Here is a 22,828-nt window from a genome sequence, read left to right on the forward strand (position 1 = left end):
GTAGAGGCGCCGCGTTTTCAATAGCGCGGCTACGCTTTATCGTCTGTATTCTTTTCCCATAACATTCCAAACGCATGTCGACGCGTGCGCGCCGGCCGGGAACGGTTCTGCGGGCCTGTCAGGCGTTGAGGTTAACGCCTGAATTCGGCGATATCGCGCGGAATGGCGGACTGCATGCTGCTCCAGATGACGCCGCTTTCATTACCGTAGTGGCGGACCAGATCGATAACCTGATCGTACAGGCCGTCGCGGCACAGCGCCGCCAGATGCGTGTAAAAATTACGCGCCAGCTCGCGGGCCTGGGGATTGGAGAAATAATAACGTCCCACCCGCAGGTACATGCCTTTCAGGCCGTTCAGGATCAGGCCATATATAGGATTGCCCGACGCATAGGCCAGCTCGTGGAAAATACGGTAATCCATTTCGGTGAAGGCATCCGCCTGATCCTCCAGGTCTTTCGCCTGGGCCAGCACGTTCTGCGCCTTATCCGGATAAAAGCGTATCGCCATGCGGATAAAGATCGAGGCGATATTGGTGCGCACCGACAATAAATTATCAATCAGCTGCGGCACGCTGTCATGGTCCAGGCGGGCCAGGGTTTCCAGGATATTCAACCCGGAGGTTTCCCAGACATTATTCACCCGGGTGGGCTTGCCGTGCTGGATTGTCAGCCAGCCGTCACGCGCCAGCCGCTGCAGCACTTCCCGCAGGGTGGTGCGCGTAACGCCTATCACATCGGACAGTTCGCGCTCCGCGGGCAGGATTGAACCTGGCGGGAAATGATTGTTCCAAATACTCTCAATCAGATACTCCTCCGCAAAACCGGCAGGACTCTGCGCCTTAATGACCATAATGTTATGTTCCGTAGCAGCATGCGTATGTGAGCTAAAAACGGCCTAATGATATCAGAACGCGTGAACCCGATATACAGCGTTAAGGGATAGTAACAGCAAAACCCTGCCATATCCGGCAATAAAATGTCATGTCCGCCGCATTACCGGCGGGGTTTTCCTACCACGGCGCATAACGGCCTTATTCGGCATGATTCCGCTGCGGCGATTCCCGCGCAGGCGGCACGACAAAATAGCAGCGGAAAAAGCAGAACACCATCAGATTGAATAAAAGGGAAACAAGTATGATATCAAGTGGCATATTCCTAAAAAAGAGGCTGGCTTCTGGCTTTAATTGATTTAAACTGCCTGTTTAAAAGCAACCAACCGGCCTGGATAATAATGTATGTTGCAATTCTTTAACCGCTGCTCAAGAGGGCGTGGTGCCTGGGTATTGCTGGCGCTTACCGCCTTCGCCCTGGAGCTGGTGGCGCTTTATTTCCAGCATGTCATGTTATTAAAACCCTGTGTACTGTGCATTTACCAGCGCTGCGCGCTGTTCGGCATTATGGGTGCCGGCATCGTCGGCGCCGTCGCGCCGTCGACGCCCCTGCGCTACGGTGCGCTAATTATTTGGCTCTACAGCGCCTGGGAAGGCCTAATGCTGGCGATGAAGCATACGGATATCCAGCTTAATCCCTCGCCGTTTGTCACCTGTGATTTTTTTGTCAGCTTCCCCTCTTGGCTGCCCTTGGATAAATGGCTGCCGTCCGTATTCAGCGCCACCGGTGATTGCGCGGTCAGACAATGGCATTTTATGTCCCTGGAGATGCCGCAGTGGATGATCGTGATTTTTGGCGCTTATCTCCTGGTCGGCGTGCTGGTCCTGATCGCCCAGCCGTTTCGCCCCAAAAAACGCGACCTGTTTAACCGTTAACCGGAAATCGACCGCCGCGCCTTCAGCTCTTCAGGCAAAACGGTGAAGAGGCCTCAATAATCACGTAGAGGGCGCCATGACAAAGACGCCCTGAGCATCGCCCGATGGCCGCAGGGACGTGCGGCGGCGTTTTATGAGCTGCGCCATGCCGGCGATGGCTGTTGTTACGTAAACCTGAGAGGGGGAACGAAATAAGTAAAAGTGAAATCGTACAAAAACACAGCGATTTCACTCGTGTCCGACCCCCTCGCCCGCTACTCTCCCTCCAGGTTCGCCCACATCGCCCCGCGGGGAGTCGCTCATGCCCGATACAGCCAAAAAAATTCAGTGGATTAATTCCCTTAAGGGGATCTGCATTCTGCTGGTGGTATTAAATCATGTCATTACCACCAGCTATATTCCCTCGCTCGCGCTGATTGACGCGCACCTATTTCTCACCCGCGCCTGGGTGGCGGTTAACCATTATCTGGTGCCGCTGCGCATGCCGGCGTTTTTCTTTATTTCCGGCCTGCTGGCCGCTGACAGCGTGATCAACCGCTCCTGGCATGAGGTGGCGACCAAGAAAGCGGTCAATCTCTTTTATCTTTACCTGCTATGGTGCGCCGTACAGTGGTTATGCGTGAGTTTCATCAACCGCGAGCTGGCGTTTGACGACTGGCGGCTGATGGCGCATAACGCCGCCTACGCGGCCTCCACCGGCCAGTTTCTGCTGTATGTGGCGACCGCGATGTCCAGCCCCTGGTATCTGTACGCCCTGGCCATGTATTTTGTCGTCTGCAAACTGTGGCGACGTCACTGGCTGGCGCTGCTTATCCTGGGCGCGCTGCTGAATTACGCATGCGTCCTGGGGATGGTGCCGTGGTGGGGGCCGGCAAGCGTGGCGCAAAACGGGATTTTCTTTTTTACCGGCTGTTTCCTGGGCGCACGCATCGTCGCCCTGCTGGCCGAGAGCCGCTCGCGGCGGATACTGTTGGCATCCCTTGCCGTCTTGGCGCTGATTCACGCGGTGCTTGCCATGGATAAGAGCCTGTTTACCAGCGCGCTGGCGGTGTGTATCGCCATACTGTGCTGCCAGTGGGTGAACCGTAACTGGTCATGGCATAACGAAGCGTTGCGGATGCTTAACTGGATAGGCAAAAATACGCTGCAGATCTATGTGCTGCATAAACTGCTGACCGAGCTGCTGGCCGTACCCATGCTGGGCGCGCTGGCGCGTTACCACGCGTTTGACCATCGCCTGTTCTCGCTGTTTTGGCTGGCGGCATATCCGCTGGCGGCAACCGCGTTATGCACCGCGGGCGCGATCGGCATCTGGTGGGCGCTTAACCGCGGCGTCGGACGCGTACTGTTCCAATACCCGTCGCTGATGCGCGCGGAAAAGGCCCTGGGCTAAGCCCGCGCCGGGCGGCAGCTTAACGCGCCCAGGCCGGTTTGTTCAGGATATGGTCCTGCCAGTCGGTAACCTCGCTTTCCCGCACCGCGATATAACGCACCGAAATGCGTTCGCCGTGCATGGCGGCCTTGGAGCCGGTGATCAGCGGATGCCACTGCGGCAGGGGCTTGCCTTCCTCCTGCAGCCGATAGGCGCAGGTGGGCGGCAGCCAGTCAAAGGTGAGGAGATTTTCGCGCGTCAGCTTGATGCAATCCGGTTCATATTCAAAGCGCGTGTCGTAATGACGGCACTGGCAGGTCTTGATATTCAGCTGGTTGCAGGCCACGTTGGTGAAATAGACTTCCTCGGTGTCATCGTCAATCAGCTTATGCAGGCAGCACCGGCCGCAACCGTCGCATAACGATTCCCATTCATCGTCGGTCATCTCGGCCAGGGTTTTTTCTTGCCAAAAGGGGCGGCTTGTCATAATGGTATCCGGTTAAACGACGGGCAGCTATTTTAGATGCCGGCTTGCCGTGACGCAAGGCGGCGATGAAATCAGATTCAGATAACCCGGGTTTCCAGGGCCAGCTCGTTAAGCGTCACGGTAAGCCGGTCGCCGGACTGCAGCTTTGCCACGCCCTGCGGCGTGCCGGTCAGGATAATATCGCCGGGGCGCAGGGTAAAAAAACGGCTCATATAGGCGATAAGCGGCAGTATGGGCGTGATCATATCCCGCGTGTTGCCCTGCTGGCGCACGTCGTCATTCACCTTAAGCGTCAGCGTAGCCTGCTGCGCATCGCCAAACTCCGCCACCGGGATAAAGCCGGAAATCGGGCAGGAACCGTCAAAACCTTTGGCTTTTTCCCAGGGTTGCCCGGCTTTCTTGAATTTGGCCTGCATCTCCCTGAGCGTCAGGTCGAGCGCCACACCATAGCCGGCGATGGCGCGGGCCACATGGGCCTCATCGGCGTGCTTGAGCGGCATGCCGATCAGGACCGCGAGTTCCACCTCATGGTGCACTTCCCCCCAATCGGCGGGAATGGCGATGGGTTGGTGGATATCGCACAAGGCGGTCTCGGGTTTGATAAACAGCACCGGCTCGGTGGGCGTGGCGCTGCCCATCTCCTTGATATGGTCGGAATAGTTGCTGCCGACGCAGACCACCTTACTCACCGGAAAATCCAGTAACGCGCCTTGCCAATCGCGATGTTGATACATGTCCACAGTCTCCTGCCGGTAAATGATGAGTCGATTACATAGTAGTTTCCGCTATTATCATACCCCAGTCGCCGCAAACCTTCACGGCGGTCGTTATTGACCCAGGGCATCCGCCAGCGTGCCGATACTGAGGGCAAAATAATAAGAGCGGTTCCAGCGCATCAGGGTGCGGAAATTATCATAGACCAGGAACGCCCGGCTTTGATTGTCGTCCGGGATAACCACCCAGGCGCGCTGCGCCGAAGCCGGCAGGGAACTGCCGTCGGCCAGGCGTATGCCCTGCCCGCTCCAGGCGTCCACCGTTTGCGCCTGCGTGTCCTTCAGTCCGGCAGCCTGCGCCGGGAACCCCGCCGGCAGGCGGACCTCTTGCCCCCATCCCTGCCCCGGCTTCCATCCTTCCGTGGCCAGATAATTGGCGGTGGAGGCGAACACGTCCATCACATTATTCCAGATATCTATTTTGCCGTCGCCGTCGCCGTCGGCGCCATAGCGCAGGTAGGAACTGGGCATAAACTGGCTCTGCCCCATGGCGCCGGCCCACGAGCCTTTCAGCTCACCGACGCCGATGTCGTTTTGCTCCAGGATACGCAGTGCGGCGAACAATTCACTTTTAAAGAACTTTTCACGCCGGCCCTCAAACGCCAGGGTAGACAGGGCGGAGACGACATCCTCACGTCCCTGGATCTTGCCGAAGCCGCTTTCCATGCCCCACAACGCCACGATAAAGCGCGCCGGCACGCCGTAACGGGCGCTGATGGTCGCCAGCTGCGGCTGGTAGTCCCGGTATTGGGTCCGCGCCTGTTCTATCTTCCAGGCCGGCAGCACGCGCTGCAGGTACTCATCCAGGGTGACTTTATTTTCCAGCTGGTTCCGATCGGAGCTGATGACCCGATCGACAAAGTGCGTTTGCGCAAAAGCCTGGTTCACGACGCCGGCATTAATGCCCTGGGCCAGCGCCTCGGTTTTTAACTGCTCCAGATAGGCGGGAAACTCGGCCGGATCGCGGCTCTGTTGCGAGAGCAGGGTTTTGCCGTCCTGGGCGTCGGCCGCGGGCTTTGCCGCCGGCTGCGGCGCCACGGCCGCCTGCCCGGCGTTGGCGGCCTGGGGATGATGACTGCAACCGGCCAGCATAAGGCTGCTAACCAAGAGAGGGATGGCGGATAATTTCATAAGGCTATTTCCTTAGCGCGATATTTTTACGCGGGGCCACCCGCGCAGCCGAGATATTACAGGAACGTTATAATGCCATCATGGCGCATTCGCCATTAAATAGTGGATCAATGAACAGTTATTTTGCGCGGGCGTTATGATGCTGCGCCAGTAAATTTTCAACAGGCGGGGGTAATTGCAGATAAAAACCCTGATCTACCAGGCTTTGTTTGACTTTATTTATATCCGCCGCGACCAGTTTTTTGCTACCATTTAGCGGGAATAACATTGATAGCACCGGTTTACCGAATCGGGCCATGAGGTCGGGCGGCACCCGGGAAAAGTCATCTTTTTTTTCGATATAAAGATAAGTTTGATCTTGTTTGGTACTTCTGTAGATCACACAAAACATATTTTTTACCTGGTTAACATGGTTTAGTGTCTTGCCTGTATATAGCAGTAACTATAACATGCATGCAGTGCTTCGGAATATCGCTTACCGGTAGCTTACCGGGAAAATACATGAGTCAAGACTGAGTCAGGATAGATGTCACAGACGCCCATTGAGTTAAAAGGCAGTAGTTTTACCTTATCGGTAATTCATGTTCATGACGCCCAACCTGAGGATATTCGTCAGGCATTACAGGAAAAAATCGAACAGGCACCTGCTTTTTTGAAGGATGCGCCGGTGGTAATCAATGTTTCCACCCTGACGCGGGACACCGACTGGGAAGCGTTGCGCCAGACCATCCTGTCCACCGGCCTGCATGTGGTCGGCGTCAGCGGATGCAAGGATGACCGGCTGAAAAAAGCCATTGTGCGTAGCGGCTTGCCGCTGTTGAACGAGGGCAAGGCGCCCAAACGCGCCGAAAAGGCGGCGCCTGCCCTACCGGCGACGGCCTTGAAGACCCGGCGCATCGACAGCCCGGTGCGTTCCGGTCAACAGATTTATGCGCGCGATTGCGATTTGATCGTCACCAGCAGCGTCAGCGCCGGCGCCGAACTTATTGCCGACGGCAATATCCATATTTATGGCATGATGCGAGGCAGGGCGTTAGCGGGTGCGTCGGGAGATGCGCAGTGCCAGATTTTCTGCACCCACCTCTCCCCGGAACTTGTTTCCATTGCCGGTCAGTATTGGTTAAGCGATCAGATCCCGGCTGAATACGCGGGTAAAGCCGCCCGTCTCAGCCTGCAAGATAATACGCTTACCATTCAACCTTTAAATTAAGCCCTTGACAAGGAATCCATTATGGCACGCATTATAGTTGTTACTTCGGGCAAAGGGGGCGTTGGCAAAACCACATCAAGCGCGGCCATTGCTACCGGATTGGCCCGGAAAGGTAAAAAAACCGTGGTGATCGATTTTGATATCGGTTTACGCAACCTGGACCTTATCATGGGCTGCGAGCGGCGCGTGGTGTATGATTTTGTTAATGTCATCCAGGGCGACGCCACGCTGAACCAGGCGCTGATCAAAGATAAGCGCACCGATAACCTGTATATCCTGCCGGCGTCGCAAACCCGGGATAAAGATGCGCTGACGCGCGAGGGCGTGGAAAAGATCCTCAACGACCTCGGCGAAATGAATTTTGATTTTGTGGTCTGCGATTCGCCGGCCGGCATCGAAACCGGCGCGTTAATGGCGCTGTATTTCGCCGATGAGGCCATTATCACCACCAACCCGGAAGTGTCGTCGGTGCGCGACTCGGACCGTATCCTGGGGATACTGTCGTCAAAGTCCCGGCGCGCTGAGAATGGCCAGGACCCGATTAAGGAACATCTGCTGCTGACCCGCTATAACCCCGGTCGCGTAAACCGTGGCGATATGCTGAGCATGGAAGATGTGATTGAAATACTGCGCATTCCCCTGCTGGGCGTCATCCCCGAGGATCAGTCCGTATTACGGGCCTCCAATCAGGGTGAGCCGGTAATACTCGATGCTGAATCTGATGCCGGCCAAGCCTATTCAGACACGGTTGACCGCCTGTTAGGAGAAGAACGTCCCTTCCGCTTCATTGAAGAAGAGAAGAAGGGTTTCTTAAAACGCCTGTTTGGGGGATAAACCATGGCATTACTCGATTTTTTTCTCTCCCGTAAAAAAACGACAGCCAATATAGCCAAGGAACGGCTGCAGATTATCGTTGCGGAACGCCGGCGGGGCGATAGCGAGCCTCATTATTTGCCGCAGTTGAAACGCGATATTCTCGAGGTCATTTGCCGATATGTGCAGATCGATCCGGAAATGGTCTCCGTGCAGCTTGAGCAGCGGGAAGGCGATATTTCCATCCTCGAGCTGAACGTAACGCTGCCGGAAGCGGAAGAAACGCCGAAATGATCACCAGCCAATAATCCCCCTGCCGGTGCAGGGGGAAAAGAGCGCCTGGGGATTTATAATGCCGCGGGCAGGTCGGTGGTTGCCGCCTCACCGTCGAGTATTGCGCGTAACCGCGCGCCAAACAGCGTTTCCCGCCAGCCGCTGAGCAATTCCGGCGTGCGCTGCCCCGGGGTCAGCCGCCAATGCCAGGTGAGTAATTGATTGATTTGCCTGCGCGACGCCAGCAGTTCCACGCTTAATCCGGATTCCGCGCTGGCAATGGCGATATGTTCCTTAATGGTTTTAAACAGCGCGCGATAGCCGGGTTTATCGATGAGATTAACCACCGGCTCCGGCAGCTGATCTTCCGTCATGGCCGCCGCCTCCTCCACCAGGGCGAGGAGCATTTTGCCGTGATAACGGATTTCCGGCCCGCTTAACCCCAGTTTGTCCAGTTCGCCCAGCGATCCCGGCATATAACGCGCCACCTGCCATAAATTTTCTTCCCGTACGACGAAGTTCACCGCCATATCCCGCTCGCGCGCTTTGCGCAGGCGCCAGGAGGCCAATTTTTGCAGGCACGCCAGTTGCCGGGTGCGCAACTGCCAGGCATTGCCGATATCGCGATAAGCCAGTTCCGGATCGACGATTTCCTGGCGCCGCTGGCATAAGGCGTCGCACTCCTGCCTGGCCGCGTCGGTCCAGCCCGCCGCTTCGGTTTCCCGGATCAGCTGATCGGCCATCGGCAATAGCCAGAACACGTCGGCCGCGGCGTAATCGCATTGCCTGGCGCTTAGCGGCCGCGCCAGCCAGTCGGTGCGGGATTCGCTTTTATCCAGCACCACCTGCTGGTAATCCGCCACCAGCGCGGCAAAGCCGCAGGACAGCGGGCGGCCGTTGAACGCGGCCAGCACCTGGGTATCAAGCATGGGCACCGGCATCTGATCAAAGGAATGCAGGAAAACTTCCAGGTCCTCGCTGCAGGCATGCAGAATTTTCACCACCCCCCGGTCGGCCAGCAGTTCCCGGAACGGTTGCCATTGCGAAATAGCCAGGGGGTCGATGAGCGATAACGTGTCACCATCAAATAGCTGGATTAAACCCAACTGCGGATAGTAGGTGCGGGTGCGGACAAATTCGGTATCCAGCGCCACCCGATCGTGCTGGCGGGCAAGCGCGCATATCCTTTGTAAATCTTCATCGCGGGTAATTAATTGGTAATTGGACACAGAGTTCTCTTACTGTCAGTCATGGCGGCAAAAAGCGTTTATCCGTGCTCGACGCGTAATTGCTTGCGCAGAATTTTGCCTACATTGGATTTGGGTAACTCAGCGCGGAATTCCACCAGTTTTGGCACCTTATAGCCGGTCAGGTACAAACGGCAGTGGGCAATGAGTTCCTCGCGGGTCAGGGAAGGCTCTTTTTTCACCACGAAAATTTTTACCGCTTCGCCGGTGTCATCGCTGGGCACGCCTATCGCCGCCGCCTCAAGCACTTTCGGATGCCGGACCACCGCATCCTCTATTTCATTGGGGTAGACATTGAAGCCGGACACCAGGATCATATCCTTCTTGCGATCCACGATGCGCACGAAGCCTTGTTGATCCACTGTAACGATATCGCCGGTAGAAAGCCAGCCGTCTTTCAGCGTCTCGGCGGTGGCTTGCGGCTGGCGCCAATAGCCCGCCATGACCTGCGGTCCCTTGATCAGCAGCTCCCCGGGCGCGCCGGGCGGCACGTTATTGCCGGCCCCATCCACCAGGCGGATATCGGTGGAGGGCACCGGCAGGCCGATGCTGCCGCTGAAACGGTTCAAATCATAGGGATTGCCGGTCACCAGCGGCGAGCATTCGGTCAAGCCATACCCCTCCAGCAGGTGCTTACCGGTCAGCGCATGCCAGTCATCCGCCACCGGTTGCTGCAGCGCCATCCCCCCGCCCACCGACAAATGCAGCGAGGCAAAATCCAGGCGACGGAACGCCGCGTTATGCAACAGGGCGTTGAACAACGTATTCACCCCGGAAATCGCCGTAAAATGGTGACGCCGCATGGCGTCGACCAGGGAGGCGATATCGCGCGGGTCGGTAATCAGCAGGTTACAGCCGCCCATTTCCACAAACAGCAGGCAATTTATCATCAGGGCGAAGATATGGTACAGCGGCAGGGCGGTGACCATCATTTCGCGCCCCAGGGTCAAAATAGGCCCGTAGGCGGCTTTCGCCTGCTCGAGGTTGGCGAGGATATTGCGGTGGGTGAGCATGGCGCCTTTCGACGCGCCGGTGGTGCCGCCGGTGTATTGCAGGAAGGCCAGCGAGTCGCCGTTGATAATGGGCGGGCTGAACTCCAGCCGATGCCCCTGCGCCAGGGCGCGGCGATAGGAAACCGCCTGCGGCAGGCGGTATGGCGGCACTTTGCGCTTAAGGTGTTTTACCGCCGCGTTGACCAGCGTGCGCTTCAGCAGCGGGAAATGATCGCCCAGGCGCGTGAGTATCACATGGCGAATGGCAACCTCCGCCAGCACCTTCTCCAGGGTATGGGCGAAATTGTCCACGATAACGATGGCCGCCGCGCCGCTATCGTTAAGCTGGTGACGCAGTTCGTCCGGGGTGTAAAGCGGATTGACGTTCACCACCACCATGCCGGCGCGCAGGACGCCGAACAGCGCCACCGGGTATTGCAGGAGGTTGGGCATCATCAGGGCTACGCGATCCCCTGGCTGCAGGCCAATGACCCGCTGCAGGTAAGCGGCAAACGCCAGGCTGAGCGCGTCGAGCTGGCGAAATGTCAGGGTCTCCCCCAGGTTGATAAATGCCGGCAAATCGGCAAAACGGCGCGCCGCGTTGGCGAACAGAACGGCGATAGATCGGTAATGATCGGGATCGATATCCGTCGGGACATCGGCAGGGTAACGCCCGGTCCATATCCGCGCCATGCCCTGCCCTGTATTATCAATAGCCGATGTGCTCATCGCCGCCCCATATTGCCTGGATTCTTATCTGTAATGGTAATGGAACTGGGCAATCGGGTGGAAATCGATATCAGGATTGAGCGTTTCGTCACTATTCGGTCAGTACGGTTTCAACCTGGGCATTGCCGTAACCGTAGCCGACGCCCCACTCCGGCCCCCAGCCGCGGCCGTAGCGGCCGCCCCAGCCCCAGGGGGACATCGGCGGCCCCATCGGCGCCACCACCTGTTGCGTCAGCTGCCAGCGTTTATATCCGTCCGCGCGCACCACTACAAAGGTATACTCCGCCTTGTCGACGGCGCCCTTTTCCGTGCCGGTGATTGGGCCGACCACGGTGACCCACTGGTGATTAAAGTCCATCGGTTCCAGGAAGCCGTTGATATAGGCCACCACCCTGCCGGTAGAGACTTGGTGCAGCCTGGGCCGCGCCGAATCATCCAGCGGCACAGAGGCTATTTCCAGCCGGGTGCGTCCGTTGAGATTGGTGACTTTAACCACTTTGCCGCCGAAACGGGCTTCCTGACCGACATACAGGGACGGCGCGTTAAGCACGCGCACCAGATCCTGCTGGGGGGTGGGCGAGGTGCCGCGCACGGCGTCCGGCACCGTGGCGCAGCCGGACAGCATCATGACCACGGCCAGGGCCGGCCAGGTAAAACGACGGCGCTGCGCGCTGCGGACAGTAGTTTGCTTAAACATCTTGCGCTAGATTCCTCATACCTTTAACGGTATACATGGGTTATTACTTTGACCCGTGGCGGCGGCATAAGTTGCTCTTTATTCGCGTCCCGGCAGCTTTTTCCACGTCACTTCATTGCGCAGATAGGTCGGCGCCTGCAATTCCACCGCCAAGGCCTCGCCCTGGCTTAAGCGTAGCACCGCCAGCGGCAACATATCCACGGCCGACGGCAGCAGGGTCTGGCCGTCCACGAGCTGCACGGCCGGCGGCGCGATAAGTCCGGGATAGGTTTGCCAGCCGGTGCCGGCCGTTGCCCACTGGCCGGCCAGTTCGGCGGCTTGCGGCGCCAGCTGATCGGGTTTAACCACTTTTTCGCCCGCTTCGCCCAACCATGCGCCGCTGTCGCCGCGCTGGTACTGCGCCCAGTAGACCTCGCCCATGCGGGCATCGATGGCGCACAGCACGCGGCTGATGCCGCACCGGCGCCAGGCGCCCTGCGCCAGCGCCGCCAGGGTCGACACGCCGATCATCGGCAGCCCGGCGCCAAGCGCCAGGCCCTGAGCGATGCCGATGCCGATGCGCACGCCGGTAAAGCTGCCGGGGCCGCGCCCATAAGCCAGGGCATCAAGCTGCGCCAGCTCGATGCCGGCCTCGGCCAGCAGGCTGTCGACCATCGGCAGAATGCGCCGGGTGTGCTCGCGGGGGGAAATTTCAAAACGTTCGCTGATTTCACCGTTGATCCAAAGCGCCGCGGAACAGGCTTCAGTTGCGGTATCGAGAGCTAAAATTCGCGTAGACATGCCAAACCTCAGGCGGGTGTAAAAGAGTGGTGCCGGACCGGGCGGGTATTGTAGCATACCCGCTGGGGCAAAGGGATACGGGATGCCTGCGGGGGCGAGGGGCAATATACGCCACCGGTCAGCGGTGTTGCAAAAAGTCGATGGCGCGCTGCAGCGAGCGGGTGCGCGGCGCCGGCGGCAGGCTGTTGAGGAAAATCTGGCCATAGGGCCGGGTCACCAGCCGCTGATCGCAGATGATCAGCACGCCCCGGTCGTCGCTGTCGCGGATAAGCCTGCCCACCCCCTGCTTTAGGGCGATGACCGCCTCGGGGATCTGCACCTCGGCAAAGGGATCGCCGCCGCGCAGCTGGCAATCCTCGGTGCGCGCCTTAAGCAACGGGTCATCCGGGGCGGTAAAGGGCAACTTGTCGATAATCACGCAAGACAGCGTATCGCCGCGCACGTCCACCCCTTCCCAAAAACTGTTGGTCGCCACCAGCAGCGCGTTGCCAGCGGTAACAAACTGCTGCAGCAGCTGGCGTTTGCCGGTCTCGCCCTGCAATAGCACCGGCAGGGTCAGCGTGGCGCGAAACTCCGCCGCCAGATCCCGCATCATCTGGTGAGAGGTGCACAGGAAAAAGCAACGCCCCCGATTGGCGATAATCACCGGCGCCAGCATCCGCGCCAGCTGCACCGCCGCCCCGCGCTGGTTCGGCTCCGGCAGGAAGCGCGGCACGCACAGCAGCGCCTGGGTCGCGTAATCAAACGGGCTGGGCAGCAGCAAGGTTTTTGCGTCTTCCAGGCCGATCCGCCGGGTAAAATGCTCCAGGCGATCGTTGACCGACAGGGTGGCGGAGGTAAAGATCCAGGTGCCCTCTTTTTCGCTCATCACCTCACGAAAGCGGGTCGAAACCGATAACGGCGTCAACGCCAGCACAAAGTGCCGGGCATTGCATTCATACCAATAGCTGAAACCCGGTTCCTGGGTATTCTTCAGACGCTTGAGCCGCGCGCGGTACAGGCTGGCGCGTTCAAAAGCGGCATCAAGCAGCGCCGACCGTCCCAGCGCCAGCTTCGCCACGTCGTGGCATAATTCCAGTGCGTCATCAAGCAACAGCAGCGCGCGCTGCAGCGAAGGCTGGGTCAGCACGTCGCGCAGGTTGCCGCGAAAACCCGGTTCGCCCAGCGCCAGCCGGAAATCCTGGGTGCGGAAGGTAAGCTGATCGGCGCTCTTTTGCAATTGGGCCATATCGCGCACGTCGGTGCGGTAGGCAAGCGTCATGTCGCGCGCCAGATCCATGAGTTGACGGCTGGTGAGCTGCTGGCCGAAATACTGGCTGGCGATATCCGGCATCTGGTGCGCTTCGTCGAAAATCATCACCTCGCCGGTGGGGATAAGCTCGCCGAAACCGCCTTCCTTAACCACCATATCCGCCAGGAACAGGTGATGGTTTACCACGATCACGTCGGCCTCCATGGCTTTACGGCGCGCCTTGACCACAAAACACTCTTTGTAGAGCGGGCAATCGCCGCCCAGGCAGTTGTCGTTGGTGCTGGTGACCAGCGGCCATACCGGGCTGTCTTCGGCGATGCCGCCGCAGTTGGCCACGTCGCCATCCACCGTCTGCGACGACCAGTTGCGTACGCCCGCCAGCTCCGCCAGGGTTTCCGGCGCCATGCCGACCCCGCCGGCGAGCTGCTGCTCCATGCGCTCAAGGCACAAATAGTTGGAGCGTCCCTTCAGCAGGGCGACCTGACCCTGGTACGCCAGCGCCGCCGCCACTTTGGGCAGGTCGCGGGCATACAGCTGATCCTGCAGCGCCTTGGAGCCGGTGGAGATGATAACCTTGCGTTTTGAACGCAGCGCCGGCACCAAATACGCATACGTCTTGCCGGTCCCGGTGCCGGCCTCCACCACCAGCGGCTGTTTTGTGTCGATGGCCTGCGCTATCGCCTCGGCCATCAGGCGTTGCGACTCGCGCGGTTTAAATCCGGTGATGGCCTTGGCCAACGCGCCCTGCGGCGCAAAATCATCTGTCACGCTGTCTCTCTGTCATTCGGTTGCTGTCGGATTATGCCAAGGCCGGCGGTTGTCCACCACCTTCTTTGCTTAAAACGACACTATGTTATGCTGGCGGTTTACATGATGGCTTTAAGGCGAACAATATGACCATTGAACGAATCGATCCCGGCGCGCGCATGTCCGAAGCGGTTGTCCACAACCAGACGGTATATTACACCAGCGTGCCGGAAAACCTGGATGGCGACGCCACCGCGCAAACCGCCGAGGCGCTGGCGATTATCGACCGGCTGCTAAAGCGGGTGGGTTCCAATAAAACGCGGCTGCTGGATGTGACCGTGTTCCTGGCCGACGGCAATGATTTCGCCGCCATGAACGCCGCCTGGAACGCCTGGGTGGTGCCGGGGAGCGCGCCGGTGCGCTGTACCGTCGAGGCGCGGCTGATGAACCCGCGCTACAAAGTGGAAATCAAGGTCATCGCGGCGATCTGACCGGCGCGCCGGTACCCGTGCGGCCGGCGGGGACGTTTACAGCGCCCCGTCCTCGTCGTCGTCGTCCTGTTCCAGGGCGGCGTTGCGGGCGTCGCGTTCATCGGCGTTGCGCTCGGCATAGGAACGATCGTCGTTTTCGTCGTCATCCCAGCGAATTGATACCCGTTCACCTGTATGGGTGGCGCGGATTTCATTGGATACCAGCCGGATGGCCTCGCCGCTGCTCATGCCGTCGGCCATCAGGGCCTGGATGCGCTCAACGGCCTGCTGCTGCTGTTCGTGATTTAACGCTGGCATATCGGTCAGCATGCGTGTTCTCCAGAGGGCGGGTCGATGCGTTATTATCTCACGCCGCCGCCCGCGATGCCAATCAATGCGCTTTATGTTCAGCCATGAAGCCGATATCATGCTGTTCGCACCTGCCAGGCGCTTATTGCCGGCAGACTGGACTGGATTACCTGGATCATAGTGTCGATATGTTGCCACAGCTGACTGCCTTACCCTATCACCGCGACGCCATTACCGCCCTGTTCGCCCCCCGCGCCGCCCGGCCCTGGTCGATGCTGCTGCACTCGGGCCATGCCGACCATCCGGACAGCCGCTTCGATATCATGGTCGCCGACCCAGTGGCGACGCTGACCACCCGCGGCGCCGTTACGGTGATTTCCCGCGACGGTCAATCGCATATGAGCGGCGGCGACCCGTTTATGCTGGTGCAACAGCAGGTGGACAGTATGGGGATTCGTCCGGAAGCCCGGGACGATCTCCCTTTCCTGGGCGGCGCGCTGGGCCTGTTCGGCTACGATCTCGGCCGGCGCATTGAAACTCTGCCTGCCCATGCCCAACAGGATTTAACGCTGCCGGATATGGCCGTCGGCCTGTATGACTGGGCGGTGATTGCCGACCATCGCCTTGGCCGCCTGACCCTGGTGAGCTACCGCGATCCGGCGGCGCTGAAGCGGGATTTGCTGGCGCCGCCGGCACCCGAACCCGACCGGCCCTTTCGTTTAAACAGCGGCTGGCAGGCCAATATGACCCGGGGCGAGTATGGCGAAAAATTCCGCCGCATCCAGGAACATCTTTTGGCGGGTGATTGTTACCAGGTCTGTCTGGCACAACGCTTCAGCGCGGCGTTCGCGGGCGATGAATGGCAGGCGTTCCGTCATCTGCTGGAGCATAACGCCGCGCCGTTTTCCGCTTTTTTGCGCCTGCCCGGCCAGGCGGTGCTGAGCCTGTCGCCGGAGCGGTTCCTGCGGGTAAACGCGGGACAGATCCAAACGCGGCCCATCAAGGGCACGCTGCCGCGCCTGGCGGATGCGGAGCAAGATCGGCTGCAAGGGCAAAAACTGGCGGCATCGCCAAAAGACCGGGCGGAAAACCTGATGATCGTGGATTTGCTGCGCAACGATATCGGACGGGTCGCCGTCCCCGGCAGCGTCCGGGTGCCGGAGCTGTTTAAAATCGAGGCCTTTCCGGCAGTCCATCATATGGTCAGCACCATTACCGCGCGGCTGCCCCCCCATCGCACGCCGTGCGATCTGGTGCGCGCCTGTTTTCCCGGCGGGTCCATCACCGGCGCCCCCAAAATCAAGGCCATGACGTTAATCGACCAGCTCGAACCGCAGCGCCGTAATGCCTGGTGCGGCAGCATCGGCTACCTGAGCCGCTGCGCCACCCTGGACACCAATATCGCCATCCGCACGCTGCTCACGGAACAAGGGCGCATCTATTGCTGGGCGGGCGGCGGCATCGTCGCCGACAGTTGCGAGGAAGCGGAATACCAGGAAACCCTGGACAAGGTCGCCAAGATACTGCCGCTGCTGCTGGAGCTAAATCGCCCATGAACAGCACTGACAACACCCTGACGCTTACGGATTTCATCACCCGTTTCCAACTGCAGTTGCCGCAACCCAGCGAGCCGGCGCGCAACCAGCGCCGGGCGGCGGTATTGATACCCATCATCTGCCATCACCAGCCGACGGTGCTGTTGACGCGCCGATCGGCGACACTGCGCAAGCATGCCGGCCAGGTGGCCTTCCCCGGCGGGGCGGCGGATAAGGAAGACGCGTCCTTAATCGCCACCGCGCTGCGCGAGGCCCACGAAGAAGTGGCCATCCCGGCCTCGTCGGTCAGGGTCCTGGGGCAACTGCCGCCGGTGGACAGCAGCAGCGGTTTCCAGGTCACGCCCATCGTCGGCCTGCTGGCGGCCGGCACCCGTTTCCGGGCCAGCCGCGACGAGGTGGCGGACATGTTTGAAATGCCCCTGCACCAGGCGTTATCCCTGGCCAGCTATACTCCCCTGCAAATACAGCGCCGCGCCAAAAACCTGCAGGTTTATTTTTCCTGGTATCAAAGCCATATGGTCTGGGGCATGACCGCGCAGATTTTGTATCGGCTGGGCCAACACATCCATCTTTAACGCACGTCCCTTCATTCCCGGCCGCCGGTTGGGCCGCCGCTATCCCTACCAACCCGCGCCGTGATGGTCATCGCGTCCCGGCAATAAAAGACTTCCCAACGCGATGAAAACCGTTACAATCTCCTATCTTTGCCATATTTGCGAAATATAACTCCATATTAATAATTAAACATAGTCATTTATATAGGTTGTATATCTCATTATTTCTGACGACAAAAAACCGTCTCCGGCACGCACGTGAAAGGAGATGATCCACGGGCAACGGCTTGCTTTCAGATTAGCCATAACCAGCATGACGCCAGGCCGCCCCGGGGTAGAGGACCGCTTCGTATCGGTCGTCAAACGCAAAGGAAGCGCTTTTTTGGATTAGTTTTTATCATGCGAAAGCGCAAGCCTAACCCGGCATGAGTCATTACAATTAACTGCATTACCCACGGGTATGCGTATTTTATCAGTTCTGAGGAGAGTCAACGTGATAAGCGTTTTCGATATGTTTAAAATCGGCATCGGCCCGTCCAGTTCCCATACCGTGGGTCCAATGAAAGCCGGTAAACAGTTCGTGGACGATCTCGTCGATAAACGGCTGCTCAATGATGTCACGCGCATCGCCGTGGATGTTTACGGTTCGTTATCGCTGACGGGCAAGGGACACCATACCGACATCGCCATTATCCTGGGCTTGGCGGGCAACCGTCCCGATACGGTGGATATCGACGCCGCGCCGGCCTTTATCCGCGACGTTGAGCAACGCCAGCGCCTGATGCTGGCCGGCGGGCCGCACGAAGTGGATTTTCCCCGCGAAGGCGGCATGGTATTCCACGGTTCCTACCTGTCATTGCATGAAAACGCCATGCGCATTCACGCCTTCGCTGGCGAACAGGTCATCTACAGCCAGACGTATTATTCCGTCGGCGGCGGTTTTATCGTTGATGAGGCGCATTTCGGCCAGCCGGTTATCGACCAGATCGCCGTGCCCCACCCTTTCGCCAGCGCCCAGCAGCTGCTCGACCAGTGCAAACAGACCGGTCTGTCGCTGTCGGGGCTGGTGATGCTTAATGAACTGGCGCTGCATAGCCGCGCCGATATCGGCAATTACTTCGCCGATATTTGGCAGACCATGCGCGCCTGCATCGATCGCGGGCTAAATACCGAAGGCGTATTGCCCGGCCCGCTGCGGGTGCCCAGGCGCGCATCGGCGCTCAGGCGCATGCTGGTCTCCACGGATAAGCTCTCCAGCGATCCGATGGTGGCGATTGACTGGGTGAATATGTTCGCGCTGGCGGTCAATGAAGAAAACGCCGCCGGCGGAAGGGTGGTCACCGCGCCAACCAACGGCGCCTGCGGCATCGTGCCGGCGGTGCTGGCTTATTACGATCATTTTATCGATCCGGTCACGCCCGAGGTCTACCTGCGTTATTTCCTGGCCTGCGGCGCCATCGGCATTCTTTATAAGCTGAACGCCTCCATTTCCGGCGCCGAGGTCGGCTGCCAAGGTGAAGTGGGCGTCGCCTGCTCCATGGCGGCGGCGGGACTGACGGAATTGATGGGCGGCAGTCCCGAGCAGGTCTGCGTGGCGGCGGAAATCGGCATGGAACATAATCTGGGACTGACCTGCGATCCGGTGGCCGGCCAGGTACAGGTCCCCTGCATCGAACGCAACGCCATCGCCTCTGTCAAGGCCATCAACGCCTCGCGCATGGCGCTGCGGCGCACCAGCGCGCCGCGGGTGTCGCTGGATAAGGTGATTGAAACCATGTACGAAACCGGCAAGGACATGAACGCCAAATACCGCGAAACCTCGCGCGGCGGCCTGGCCATCAAGGTCCAGTGCGATTGATCGCATCACCCACACCCTGCTGGCCCGCTAACGCGGAACGTAAAGCAGACGTGTTCAAGGAAAAACGTGCCAATGAGGTCGAATCGGGCATGGTCTTTTCGCCCGACCGAGCACCCCATAGCATGTAGGCCCGCCAACGCCGGACTCAAGGCAGACGTGTTCAAGGGAGAGCGTGCCGATGGGGTTGAATCGGGCGTGGTTTTCCCGCCCGACCGAGGCCCCATGGCATGCCAGGCCCGCCAACGCCGGACTCAAGGCAGACGTGTTCAAGGGAGAGCGTGCCGATGGGGTCGAATCGGGCGTGGTTTTCCCGCCCGACCGAGGCCCCATGGCATGCCAGGCCCGCCAACGCCGGACTCAAGGCAGACGTGTTCAAGGGAGAGCGTGCCAATGGGGTCGAATCGGGCGTGGTTTTCCCGCCCGACCGAGGCCCCATGGCATGCCAGGCCCGCCAACACCGGATTCAAGGCAGACGTGTTAAAGGGAGAGCGTGCCAATGGGGTCGAATCGGGCGTGGTTTTCCCGCCCGACCGAGGCCCCATGGCATGCTAGGCCCGCCAACGCCGATGCCGCATAAAACCTGTTAAAGGGAGAGCGGGTCACGTGTTTACTGTTCCTCTTCCTCCACCGGCGGCGCTATCCGTTCGATACGCACCAGCTCGATACGGTATTCCAGCATCTGCAAAATCGTAAACCGCCACTGGCCCAGCTCGATAACCTCACCCACCACCGGCAGCTGATCCCGCTCGGCCAGCAGCAATCCCGCCAGTGAAGCGACATTCTCGTGACCGCGGGTGAGTTCATTATCGTCCAACGCCTGACCCAAAGCGTGCAAATCAGTACCACCCTTTACCAGCCAGGCGTCCTCCTGCGCCACAATATCCGGCGTTTCGTCCTCATCCGGAAACTCGCCGGCAATGGCTTCCAGCACATCCAGCGGCGTTACCAGCCCCTGGATCACGCCAAATTCATTCGACACCACCACCAGGCTACCCCGCGCCCGGCGCAATACCCCCAGCAGGTTCAGCACATCCAGGGTTTCCGGCACCACGATGGCCGGATTCTGCGCGGCATACTCCTGCACATCTTCGCCTTTATCCAACGCCACCATCAGGTCCTTGGCGCGGACCACGCCGATCAACTGGTCCAGCTCGCCGTCGCACACGGGAAACATACTGTGCGGCGTGGCCAAAAGCGTAGCGCGCAGCTCCTCCACCGGACGCCGGCAATCCACCCAGGAGATTTCGTTGCGCGGCGTCATCACGCTGCGCAACGAACGCGACGCCAGGGACAGCACGCCGGTAATCATATAACGCTCCTCGTCGGCAAACTCCGCCTTAGGTTCGTTTGGCATCTCCTGCGCCCCCTCCTCGCGCAGCCTGGGCCCGCCCATCAAACGTAAAATGGCTTCGGCGGTGCGCTGGCGAATCGGCCCGCGCGCCTGGTTTTTAACAAAATTGCGCCGGGCTATCTGATTAAACAGCTCAATAAGCACCGAGAAACCGATGGCCGCGTACAAATAACCTTTGGGGATGTGGAAGCCAAAGCCCTCGGCTATCAGGCTCAGGCCTATCATCAGCAAAAAACTCAGGCACAGCACCACGACGGTGGGATGGGCATTTACAAAACGGGTCAAGGCCTTGGACGCCAGCAGCATAATACCCATGGCGATAACCACGGCGGTCATCATCACCGGCAGGTTGTTGACCATACCGACCGCGGTGATCACCGCATCCAGGGAAAATACCGCGTCCAGGATAACAATTTGCACCACCACCGCCCAGAAACTGGCGTAACCGCGGTTGGCGTCATGCTGCACATCCTGGTTCTCCAGCCGTTCATGCAGCTCAGTGGTGGCTTTGAACAGTAAAAACAATCCGCCCAGCAGCAAAATCAAATCCCGGCCTGAAAAGCTGAACATGCCCACGCTCAGCAACGGTCTGGTCAGCGTAACCATCCACGAGATCAACGACAGCAGCCCCAAACGCATCAGCAACGCCAGCGCCAGGCCGATAACCCGGGCTTTGTCCCGCTTTTTCGGCGCGACCTTCTCGGCCAGGATAGCGATAAATACCAGGTTATCGATACCCAGCACAATTTCCAGCAGTATCAACGTCAGCAGACCCACCCACAGCGTCGGGTCCATTAAGAATTCCATTGGGCGCTCCAGATCGACAGTCCATTAAAACGGCGCAATAAAACACCGCGGCAGCACGCGTGGGCAAGCGGCGTCACGTCCGCAAAGACCGTAGAACGCGCGGCGTTTTCCCACAGAGAGGACACAGGGATGACGGGTTGGATTCCCGGCGGTGCGGGACGGTGCGACCCGCGGCTGGCGCAACATGCCGGCGGAGCCTGGACGGGTAAAGGAGAAAACCATACATCAGGGGTGACGTTTTTTCGGTGACAGTCCATAGGGGGGGCTGTGGCCCATCGCTCCTTATCGATAAGTAAGACATTCAACTCTATCAGGTAACTTTGCGGACGCATAAAACTATTTTTGTCTGCAAGTTGTCATGCATGTCTTCTACACTGATTTGTGAGCTCATTGTTTTCCTCATGCACAAATAACTGAGCGCCGTCACAATTTTTATTTTTTTACACACTAAAATAAATCGCGTTTAACCGCTATTGATTCACATCTTCACATGAATCGTTTCAACACACACAGCGGACATCAAACAGGGTGGCGAATAAAAATACCCTGGCTAAGAAGTTAAAACCGCCCGTGCTCACTGGTAGCAAACACGCCAGGCGGTCTGACTGCTTAACCCAATTAGTTAACAGAGGAGGTATCAGTGAGTATTGCTATCATAATTGGCACTCACGGGTCAGCAGCCGAGCAGTTGCTTAAAACGGCTGAAATGATATTGGGCGCGCAAGAAAACGTCGCCTGGATAGATTTTGTTCCCGGGGAGAATGCTGAAACACTGATTGAAAAATATACCGCGCGCCTTGCGCAACTTGATACCCAGGAAGGTGTGTTATTTCTGGTTGATACCTGGGGTGGCAGCCCGTTCAATGCCGCCAGCCGCATTGTGGTCGATAAGGAGAATTACGAAGTCGTCACCGGCGTTAATATTCCCATGTTGGCGGAAACCTTTATGGCGCGTGATGACAAGCCGGGTTTTGCCGCGCTGGTGAACATCGCCGTCGAAACCGGACGCGCCGGCGTCAAGGCCCTCAAAGCGCCCGAACCGCAGACGGCGGCCACCCCCGCGCCGGTTGCCGCGCCGACCCCTGCCGCCAAACCGCATCCCAATGCCGGCGGTCATATGACCATCGGTCTGGCGCGCATCGATGATCGTCTGATCCATGGCCAGGTCGCCACCCGCTGGACCAAGGAAACCAACGTTAAACGCATTATCGTGGTCAGCGATGAAGTTGCCGCCGATACCGTGCGCAAAACGTTATTGACCCAGGTCGCTCCTCCAGGCGTCACCGCGCATGTGGTGGACGTGGACAAGGCCATCCGCGTTTACAACAACCCGGCTTATGCCAAGGATCGCGTGATGTTGTTGTTTACCAACCCCACCGACGTTGAGCGCGTCGTGGAAGGCGGCGTCAAAATCACCACGGTAAATATCGGCGGCATGGCGTTTCGCCAGGGTAAAACCCAGGTTAACAATGCCGTATCGGTTGATGAGAAAGATATCGCCGCGTTTCGTAAGTTAAACGATCGGGGAATTGAGCTTGAAGTGCGTAAGGTCTCATCGGATTCGCCGCTGAAGATGATGGATTTGATAAATAAACTCGGTAAATAAATTCGCCGGAAAAACTAACACCTACGAGCGTATCACTTTCCTGAAAA

22 protein-coding genes are annotated in these 22,828 nt (G+C 58.8%); 10 read left to right on the top strand and 12 right to left on the bottom strand.

The window, feature by feature from the left end:
• Nucleotides 1–131 precede the first annotated feature (131 nt).
• A complete protein-coding gene (gene fadR, locus ACL2XF_RS09530; RefSeq protein ID WP_413722768.1) occupies nt 132–851 on the bottom strand; it encodes a fatty acid metabolism transcriptional regulator FadR in 720 nt (239 codons plus the stop codon).
• 385 nt (nt 852–1,236) lie between these two features.
• On the opposite strand from fadR, the gene dsbB reads away from it, so the two are divergent.
• Nucleotides 1,237–1,767, top strand: a complete 531-nt coding sequence (gene dsbB, locus ACL2XF_RS09535; protein WP_410015276.1) for a disulfide bond formation protein DsbB — start codon at nt 1,237–1,239, stop codon at nt 1,765–1,767.
• Between the two features lie 301 nt (nt 1,768–2,068).
• Nucleotides 2,069–3,160 carry an acyltransferase family protein gene (locus ACL2XF_RS09540; RefSeq protein WP_410015277.1) on the top strand — a complete coding sequence of 364 codons (1,092 nt, stop codon included), beginning with the start codon at nt 2,069–2,071 and terminating at the stop codon, nt 3,158–3,160.
• Nucleotides 3,161–3,179: 19 nt separating this feature from the next.
• Here the strand turns inward: ACL2XF_RS09540 and ACL2XF_RS09545 are convergent, their stop codons facing one another.
• The 4 genes from ACL2XF_RS09545 to ACL2XF_RS09560 all read right to left on the bottom strand — a co-directional run bounded on the left by ACL2XF_RS09545 (nt 3,180) and on the right by ACL2XF_RS09560 (nt 5,921).
• On the bottom strand, nt 3,180–3,626 hold the full coding sequence (locus ACL2XF_RS09545; RefSeq protein WP_410015278.1) for a YcgN family cysteine cluster protein: 447 nt from the start codon (nt 3,624–3,626) through the stop codon (nt 3,180–3,182).
• A gap of 77 nt (nt 3,627–3,703) precedes the next feature.
• On the bottom strand, nt 3,704–4,360 hold the full coding sequence (locus ACL2XF_RS09550) for a fumarylacetoacetate hydrolase family protein (protein ID WP_413728497.1): 657 nt from the start codon (nt 4,358–4,360) through the stop codon (nt 3,704–3,706).
• A 93-nt stretch (nt 4,361–4,453) separates the two neighbouring features.
• Entirely contained in the window at nt 4,454–5,530 is a 1,077-nt protein-coding gene (locus ACL2XF_RS09555) for a lytic transglycosylase domain-containing protein (RefSeq protein ID WP_413722767.1), read from the bottom strand.
• A 118-nt stretch (nt 5,531–5,648) separates the two neighbouring features.
• Nucleotides 5,649–5,921, bottom strand: coding sequence for a YcgL domain-containing protein (locus tag ACL2XF_RS09560; protein ID WP_410015280.1), 273 nt, complete (start codon nt 5,919–5,921; stop codon nt 5,649–5,651).
• Nucleotides 5,922–6,056: 135 nt separating this feature from the next.
• Here ACL2XF_RS09560 and minC point away from each other — a divergent pair, with 135 nt between their 5' ends.
• The 3 genes from minC to minE are packed head-to-tail and all read left to right on the top strand — an operon-like array spanning nt 6,057 to nt 7,847.
• Entirely contained in the window at nt 6,057–6,740 is a 684-nt protein-coding gene (minC, locus tag ACL2XF_RS09565) for a septum site-determining protein MinC (RefSeq protein ID WP_410015281.1), read from the top strand.
• A 21-nt stretch (nt 6,741–6,761) separates the two neighbouring features.
• Nucleotides 6,762–7,574 carry a septum site-determining protein MinD gene (gene minD, locus ACL2XF_RS09570; RefSeq protein WP_331120874.1) on the top strand — a complete coding sequence of 271 codons (813 nt, stop codon included), beginning with the start codon at nt 6,762–6,764 and terminating at the stop codon, nt 7,572–7,574.
• 3 nt (nt 7,575–7,577) lie between these two features.
• Nucleotides 7,578–7,847, top strand: a complete 270-nt coding sequence (gene minE / locus ACL2XF_RS09575; protein WP_162365215.1) for a cell division topological specificity factor MinE — start codon at nt 7,578–7,580, stop codon at nt 7,845–7,847.
• 53 nt (nt 7,848–7,900) lie between these two features.
• Here the strand turns inward: minE and rnd are convergent, their stop codons facing one another.
• The 5 genes from rnd to ACL2XF_RS09600 all read right to left on the bottom strand — a co-directional run bounded on the left by rnd (nt 7,901) and on the right by ACL2XF_RS09600 (nt 14,291).
• Entirely contained in the window at nt 7,901–9,055 is a 1,155-nt protein-coding gene (gene rnd, locus ACL2XF_RS09580) for a ribonuclease D (protein WP_410015282.1), read from the bottom strand.
• A gap of 38 nt (nt 9,056–9,093) precedes the next feature.
• Nucleotides 9,094–10,758: a long-chain-fatty-acid--CoA ligase FadD gene (gene fadD / locus ACL2XF_RS09585; protein WP_413723438.1), complete on the bottom strand. Its 1,665-nt coding sequence runs from the start codon at nt 10,756–10,758 to the stop codon at nt 9,094–9,096.
• A gap of 127 nt (nt 10,759–10,885) precedes the next feature.
• Nucleotides 10,886–11,491 (bottom strand): Slp family lipoprotein, encoded by a 606-nt coding sequence (locus ACL2XF_RS09590; protein ID WP_413728498.1) that lies wholly within the window; start codon nt 11,489–11,491, stop codon nt 10,886–10,888.
• A 78-nt stretch (nt 11,492–11,569) separates the two neighbouring features.
• On the bottom strand, nt 11,570–12,271 hold the full coding sequence (gene tsaB / locus ACL2XF_RS09595; protein ID WP_410015284.1) for a tRNA (adenosine(37)-N6)-threonylcarbamoyltransferase complex dimerization subunit type 1 TsaB: 702 nt from the start codon (nt 12,269–12,271) through the stop codon (nt 11,570–11,572).
• A 118-nt stretch (nt 12,272–12,389) separates the two neighbouring features.
• On the bottom strand, nt 12,390–14,291 hold the full coding sequence (locus ACL2XF_RS09600) for an ATP-dependent DNA helicase (protein WP_410015285.1): 1,902 nt from the start codon (nt 14,289–14,291) through the stop codon (nt 12,390–12,392).
• A 125-nt stretch (nt 14,292–14,416) separates the two neighbouring features.
• On the opposite strand from ACL2XF_RS09600, the gene ACL2XF_RS09605 reads away from it, so the two are divergent.
• Nucleotides 14,417–14,761, top strand: a complete 345-nt coding sequence (locus ACL2XF_RS09605; RefSeq protein WP_413728499.1) for a RidA family protein — start codon at nt 14,417–14,419, stop codon at nt 14,759–14,761.
• A 36-nt stretch (nt 14,762–14,797) separates the two neighbouring features.
• Here ACL2XF_RS09605 and ACL2XF_RS09610 read toward each other — a convergent pair whose 3' ends face one another.
• On the bottom strand, nt 14,798–15,070 hold the full coding sequence (locus ACL2XF_RS09610) for a YoaH family protein (RefSeq protein WP_413728500.1): 273 nt from the start codon (nt 15,068–15,070) through the stop codon (nt 14,798–14,800).
• Between the two features lie 167 nt (nt 15,071–15,237).
• Between ACL2XF_RS09610 and pabB the strand changes: the two genes are divergently transcribed.
• The 3 genes from pabB (at nt 15,238) to ACL2XF_RS09625 (ending at nt 19,017) form a co-directional block, all read left to right on the top strand.
• The gene (pabB, locus tag ACL2XF_RS09615) at nt 15,238–16,605 is read left to right on the top strand and encodes an aminodeoxychorismate synthase component 1 (protein ID WP_413728501.1); all 1,368 of its coding nucleotides are present in this window, start codon (nt 15,238–15,240) and stop codon (nt 16,603–16,605) included.
• Complete coding sequence (locus ACL2XF_RS09620; protein ID WP_413728502.1) at nt 16,602–17,180, top strand: CoA pyrophosphatase; 579 nt, start codon at nt 16,602–16,604, stop codon at nt 17,178–17,180. The genes pabB and ACL2XF_RS09620 overlap by 4 nt, the downstream gene beginning before the upstream one ends.
• Nucleotides 17,181–17,652: 472 nt before the next feature.
• On the top strand, nt 17,653–19,017 hold the full coding sequence (locus ACL2XF_RS09625; RefSeq protein ID WP_413722763.1) for an L-serine ammonia-lyase: 1,365 nt from the start codon (nt 17,653–17,655) through the stop codon (nt 19,015–19,017).
• A 607-nt stretch (nt 19,018–19,624) separates the two neighbouring features.
• Here the strand turns inward: ACL2XF_RS09625 and ACL2XF_RS09630 are convergent.
• Nucleotides 19,625–21,175 (bottom strand): TerC family protein, encoded by a 1,551-nt coding sequence (locus tag ACL2XF_RS09630; protein ID WP_413722762.1) that lies wholly within the window; start codon nt 21,173–21,175, stop codon nt 19,625–19,627.
• Between the two features lie 640 nt (nt 21,176–21,815).
• Here ACL2XF_RS09630 and manX point away from each other — a divergent pair.
• Nucleotides 21,816–22,781 carry a PTS mannose transporter subunit IIAB gene (manX, locus tag ACL2XF_RS09635; protein ID WP_410015291.1) on the top strand — a complete coding sequence of 322 codons (966 nt, stop codon included), beginning with the start codon at nt 21,816–21,818 and terminating at the stop codon, nt 22,779–22,781.
• Nucleotides 22,782–22,828: the final 47 nt, after the last annotated feature.

It is taken from the genome of Sodalis sp. RH19 (assembly GCF_047324215.1).
In the GTDB taxonomy this organism is placed as follows: Bacteria; Pseudomonadota; Gammaproteobacteria; order Enterobacterales; family Enterobacteriaceae; genus Acerihabitans.

Coding starts and splice junctions, on each gene's coding strand:
- fadR (WP_413722768.1), bottom strand. CDS start 851: ATGGTCATTAAGGCGCAGAGTCCTGCCGGTTTTGCGGAGGAGTATCTG.
- dsbB (WP_410015276.1), top strand. CDS start 1,237: ATGTTGCAATTCTTTAACCGCTGCTCAAGAGGGCGTGGTGCCTGGGTA.
- ACL2XF_RS09540 (WP_410015277.1), top strand. CDS start 2,069: ATGCCCGATACAGCCAAAAAAATTCAGTGGATTAATTCCCTTAAGGGG.
- ACL2XF_RS09545 (WP_410015278.1), bottom strand. CDS start 3,626: ATGACAAGCCGCCCCTTTTGGCAAGAAAAAACCCTGGCCGAGATGACC.
- ACL2XF_RS09550 (WP_413728497.1), bottom strand. CDS start 4,360: ATGTATCAACATCGCGATTGGCAAGGCGCGTTACTGGATTTTCCGGTG.
- ACL2XF_RS09555 (WP_413722767.1), bottom strand. CDS start 5,530: ATGAAATTATCCGCCATCCCTCTCTTGGTTAGCAGCCTTATGCTGGCC.
- ACL2XF_RS09560 (WP_410015280.1), bottom strand. CDS start 5,921: ATGTTTTGTGTGATCTACAGAAGTACCAAACAAGATCAAACTTATCTT.
- minC (WP_410015281.1), top strand. CDS start 6,057: ATGTCACAGACGCCCATTGAGTTAAAAGGCAGTAGTTTTACCTTATCG.
- minD (WP_331120874.1), top strand. CDS start 6,762: ATGGCACGCATTATAGTTGTTACTTCGGGCAAAGGGGGCGTTGGCAAA.
- minE (WP_162365215.1), top strand. CDS start 7,578: ATGGCATTACTCGATTTTTTTCTCTCCCGTAAAAAAACGACAGCCAAT.
- fadD (WP_413723438.1), bottom strand. CDS start 10,758: ATGGCGCGGATATGGACCGGGCGTTACCCTGCCGATGTCCCGACGGAT.
- ACL2XF_RS09590 (WP_413728498.1), bottom strand. CDS start 11,491: ATGTTTAAGCAAACTACTGTCCGCAGCGCGCAGCGCCGTCGTTTTACC.
- tsaB (WP_410015284.1), bottom strand. CDS start 12,271: ATGTCTACGCGAATTTTAGCTCTCGATACCGCAACTGAAGCCTGTTCC.
- ACL2XF_RS09605 (WP_413728499.1), top strand. CDS start 14,417: ATGACCATTGAACGAATCGATCCCGGCGCGCGCATGTCCGAAGCGGTT.
- ACL2XF_RS09610 (WP_413728500.1), bottom strand. CDS start 15,070: ATGCTGACCGATATGCCAGCGTTAAATCACGAACAGCAGCAGCAGGCC.
- pabB (WP_413728501.1), top strand. CDS start 15,238: ATGTTGCCACAGCTGACTGCCTTACCCTATCACCGCGACGCCATTACC.
- ACL2XF_RS09620 (WP_413728502.1), top strand. CDS start 16,602: ATGAACAGCACTGACAACACCCTGACGCTTACGGATTTCATCACCCGT.
- ACL2XF_RS09630 (WP_413722762.1), bottom strand. CDS start 21,175: ATGGAATTCTTAATGGACCCGACGCTGTGGGTGGGTCTGCTGACGTTG.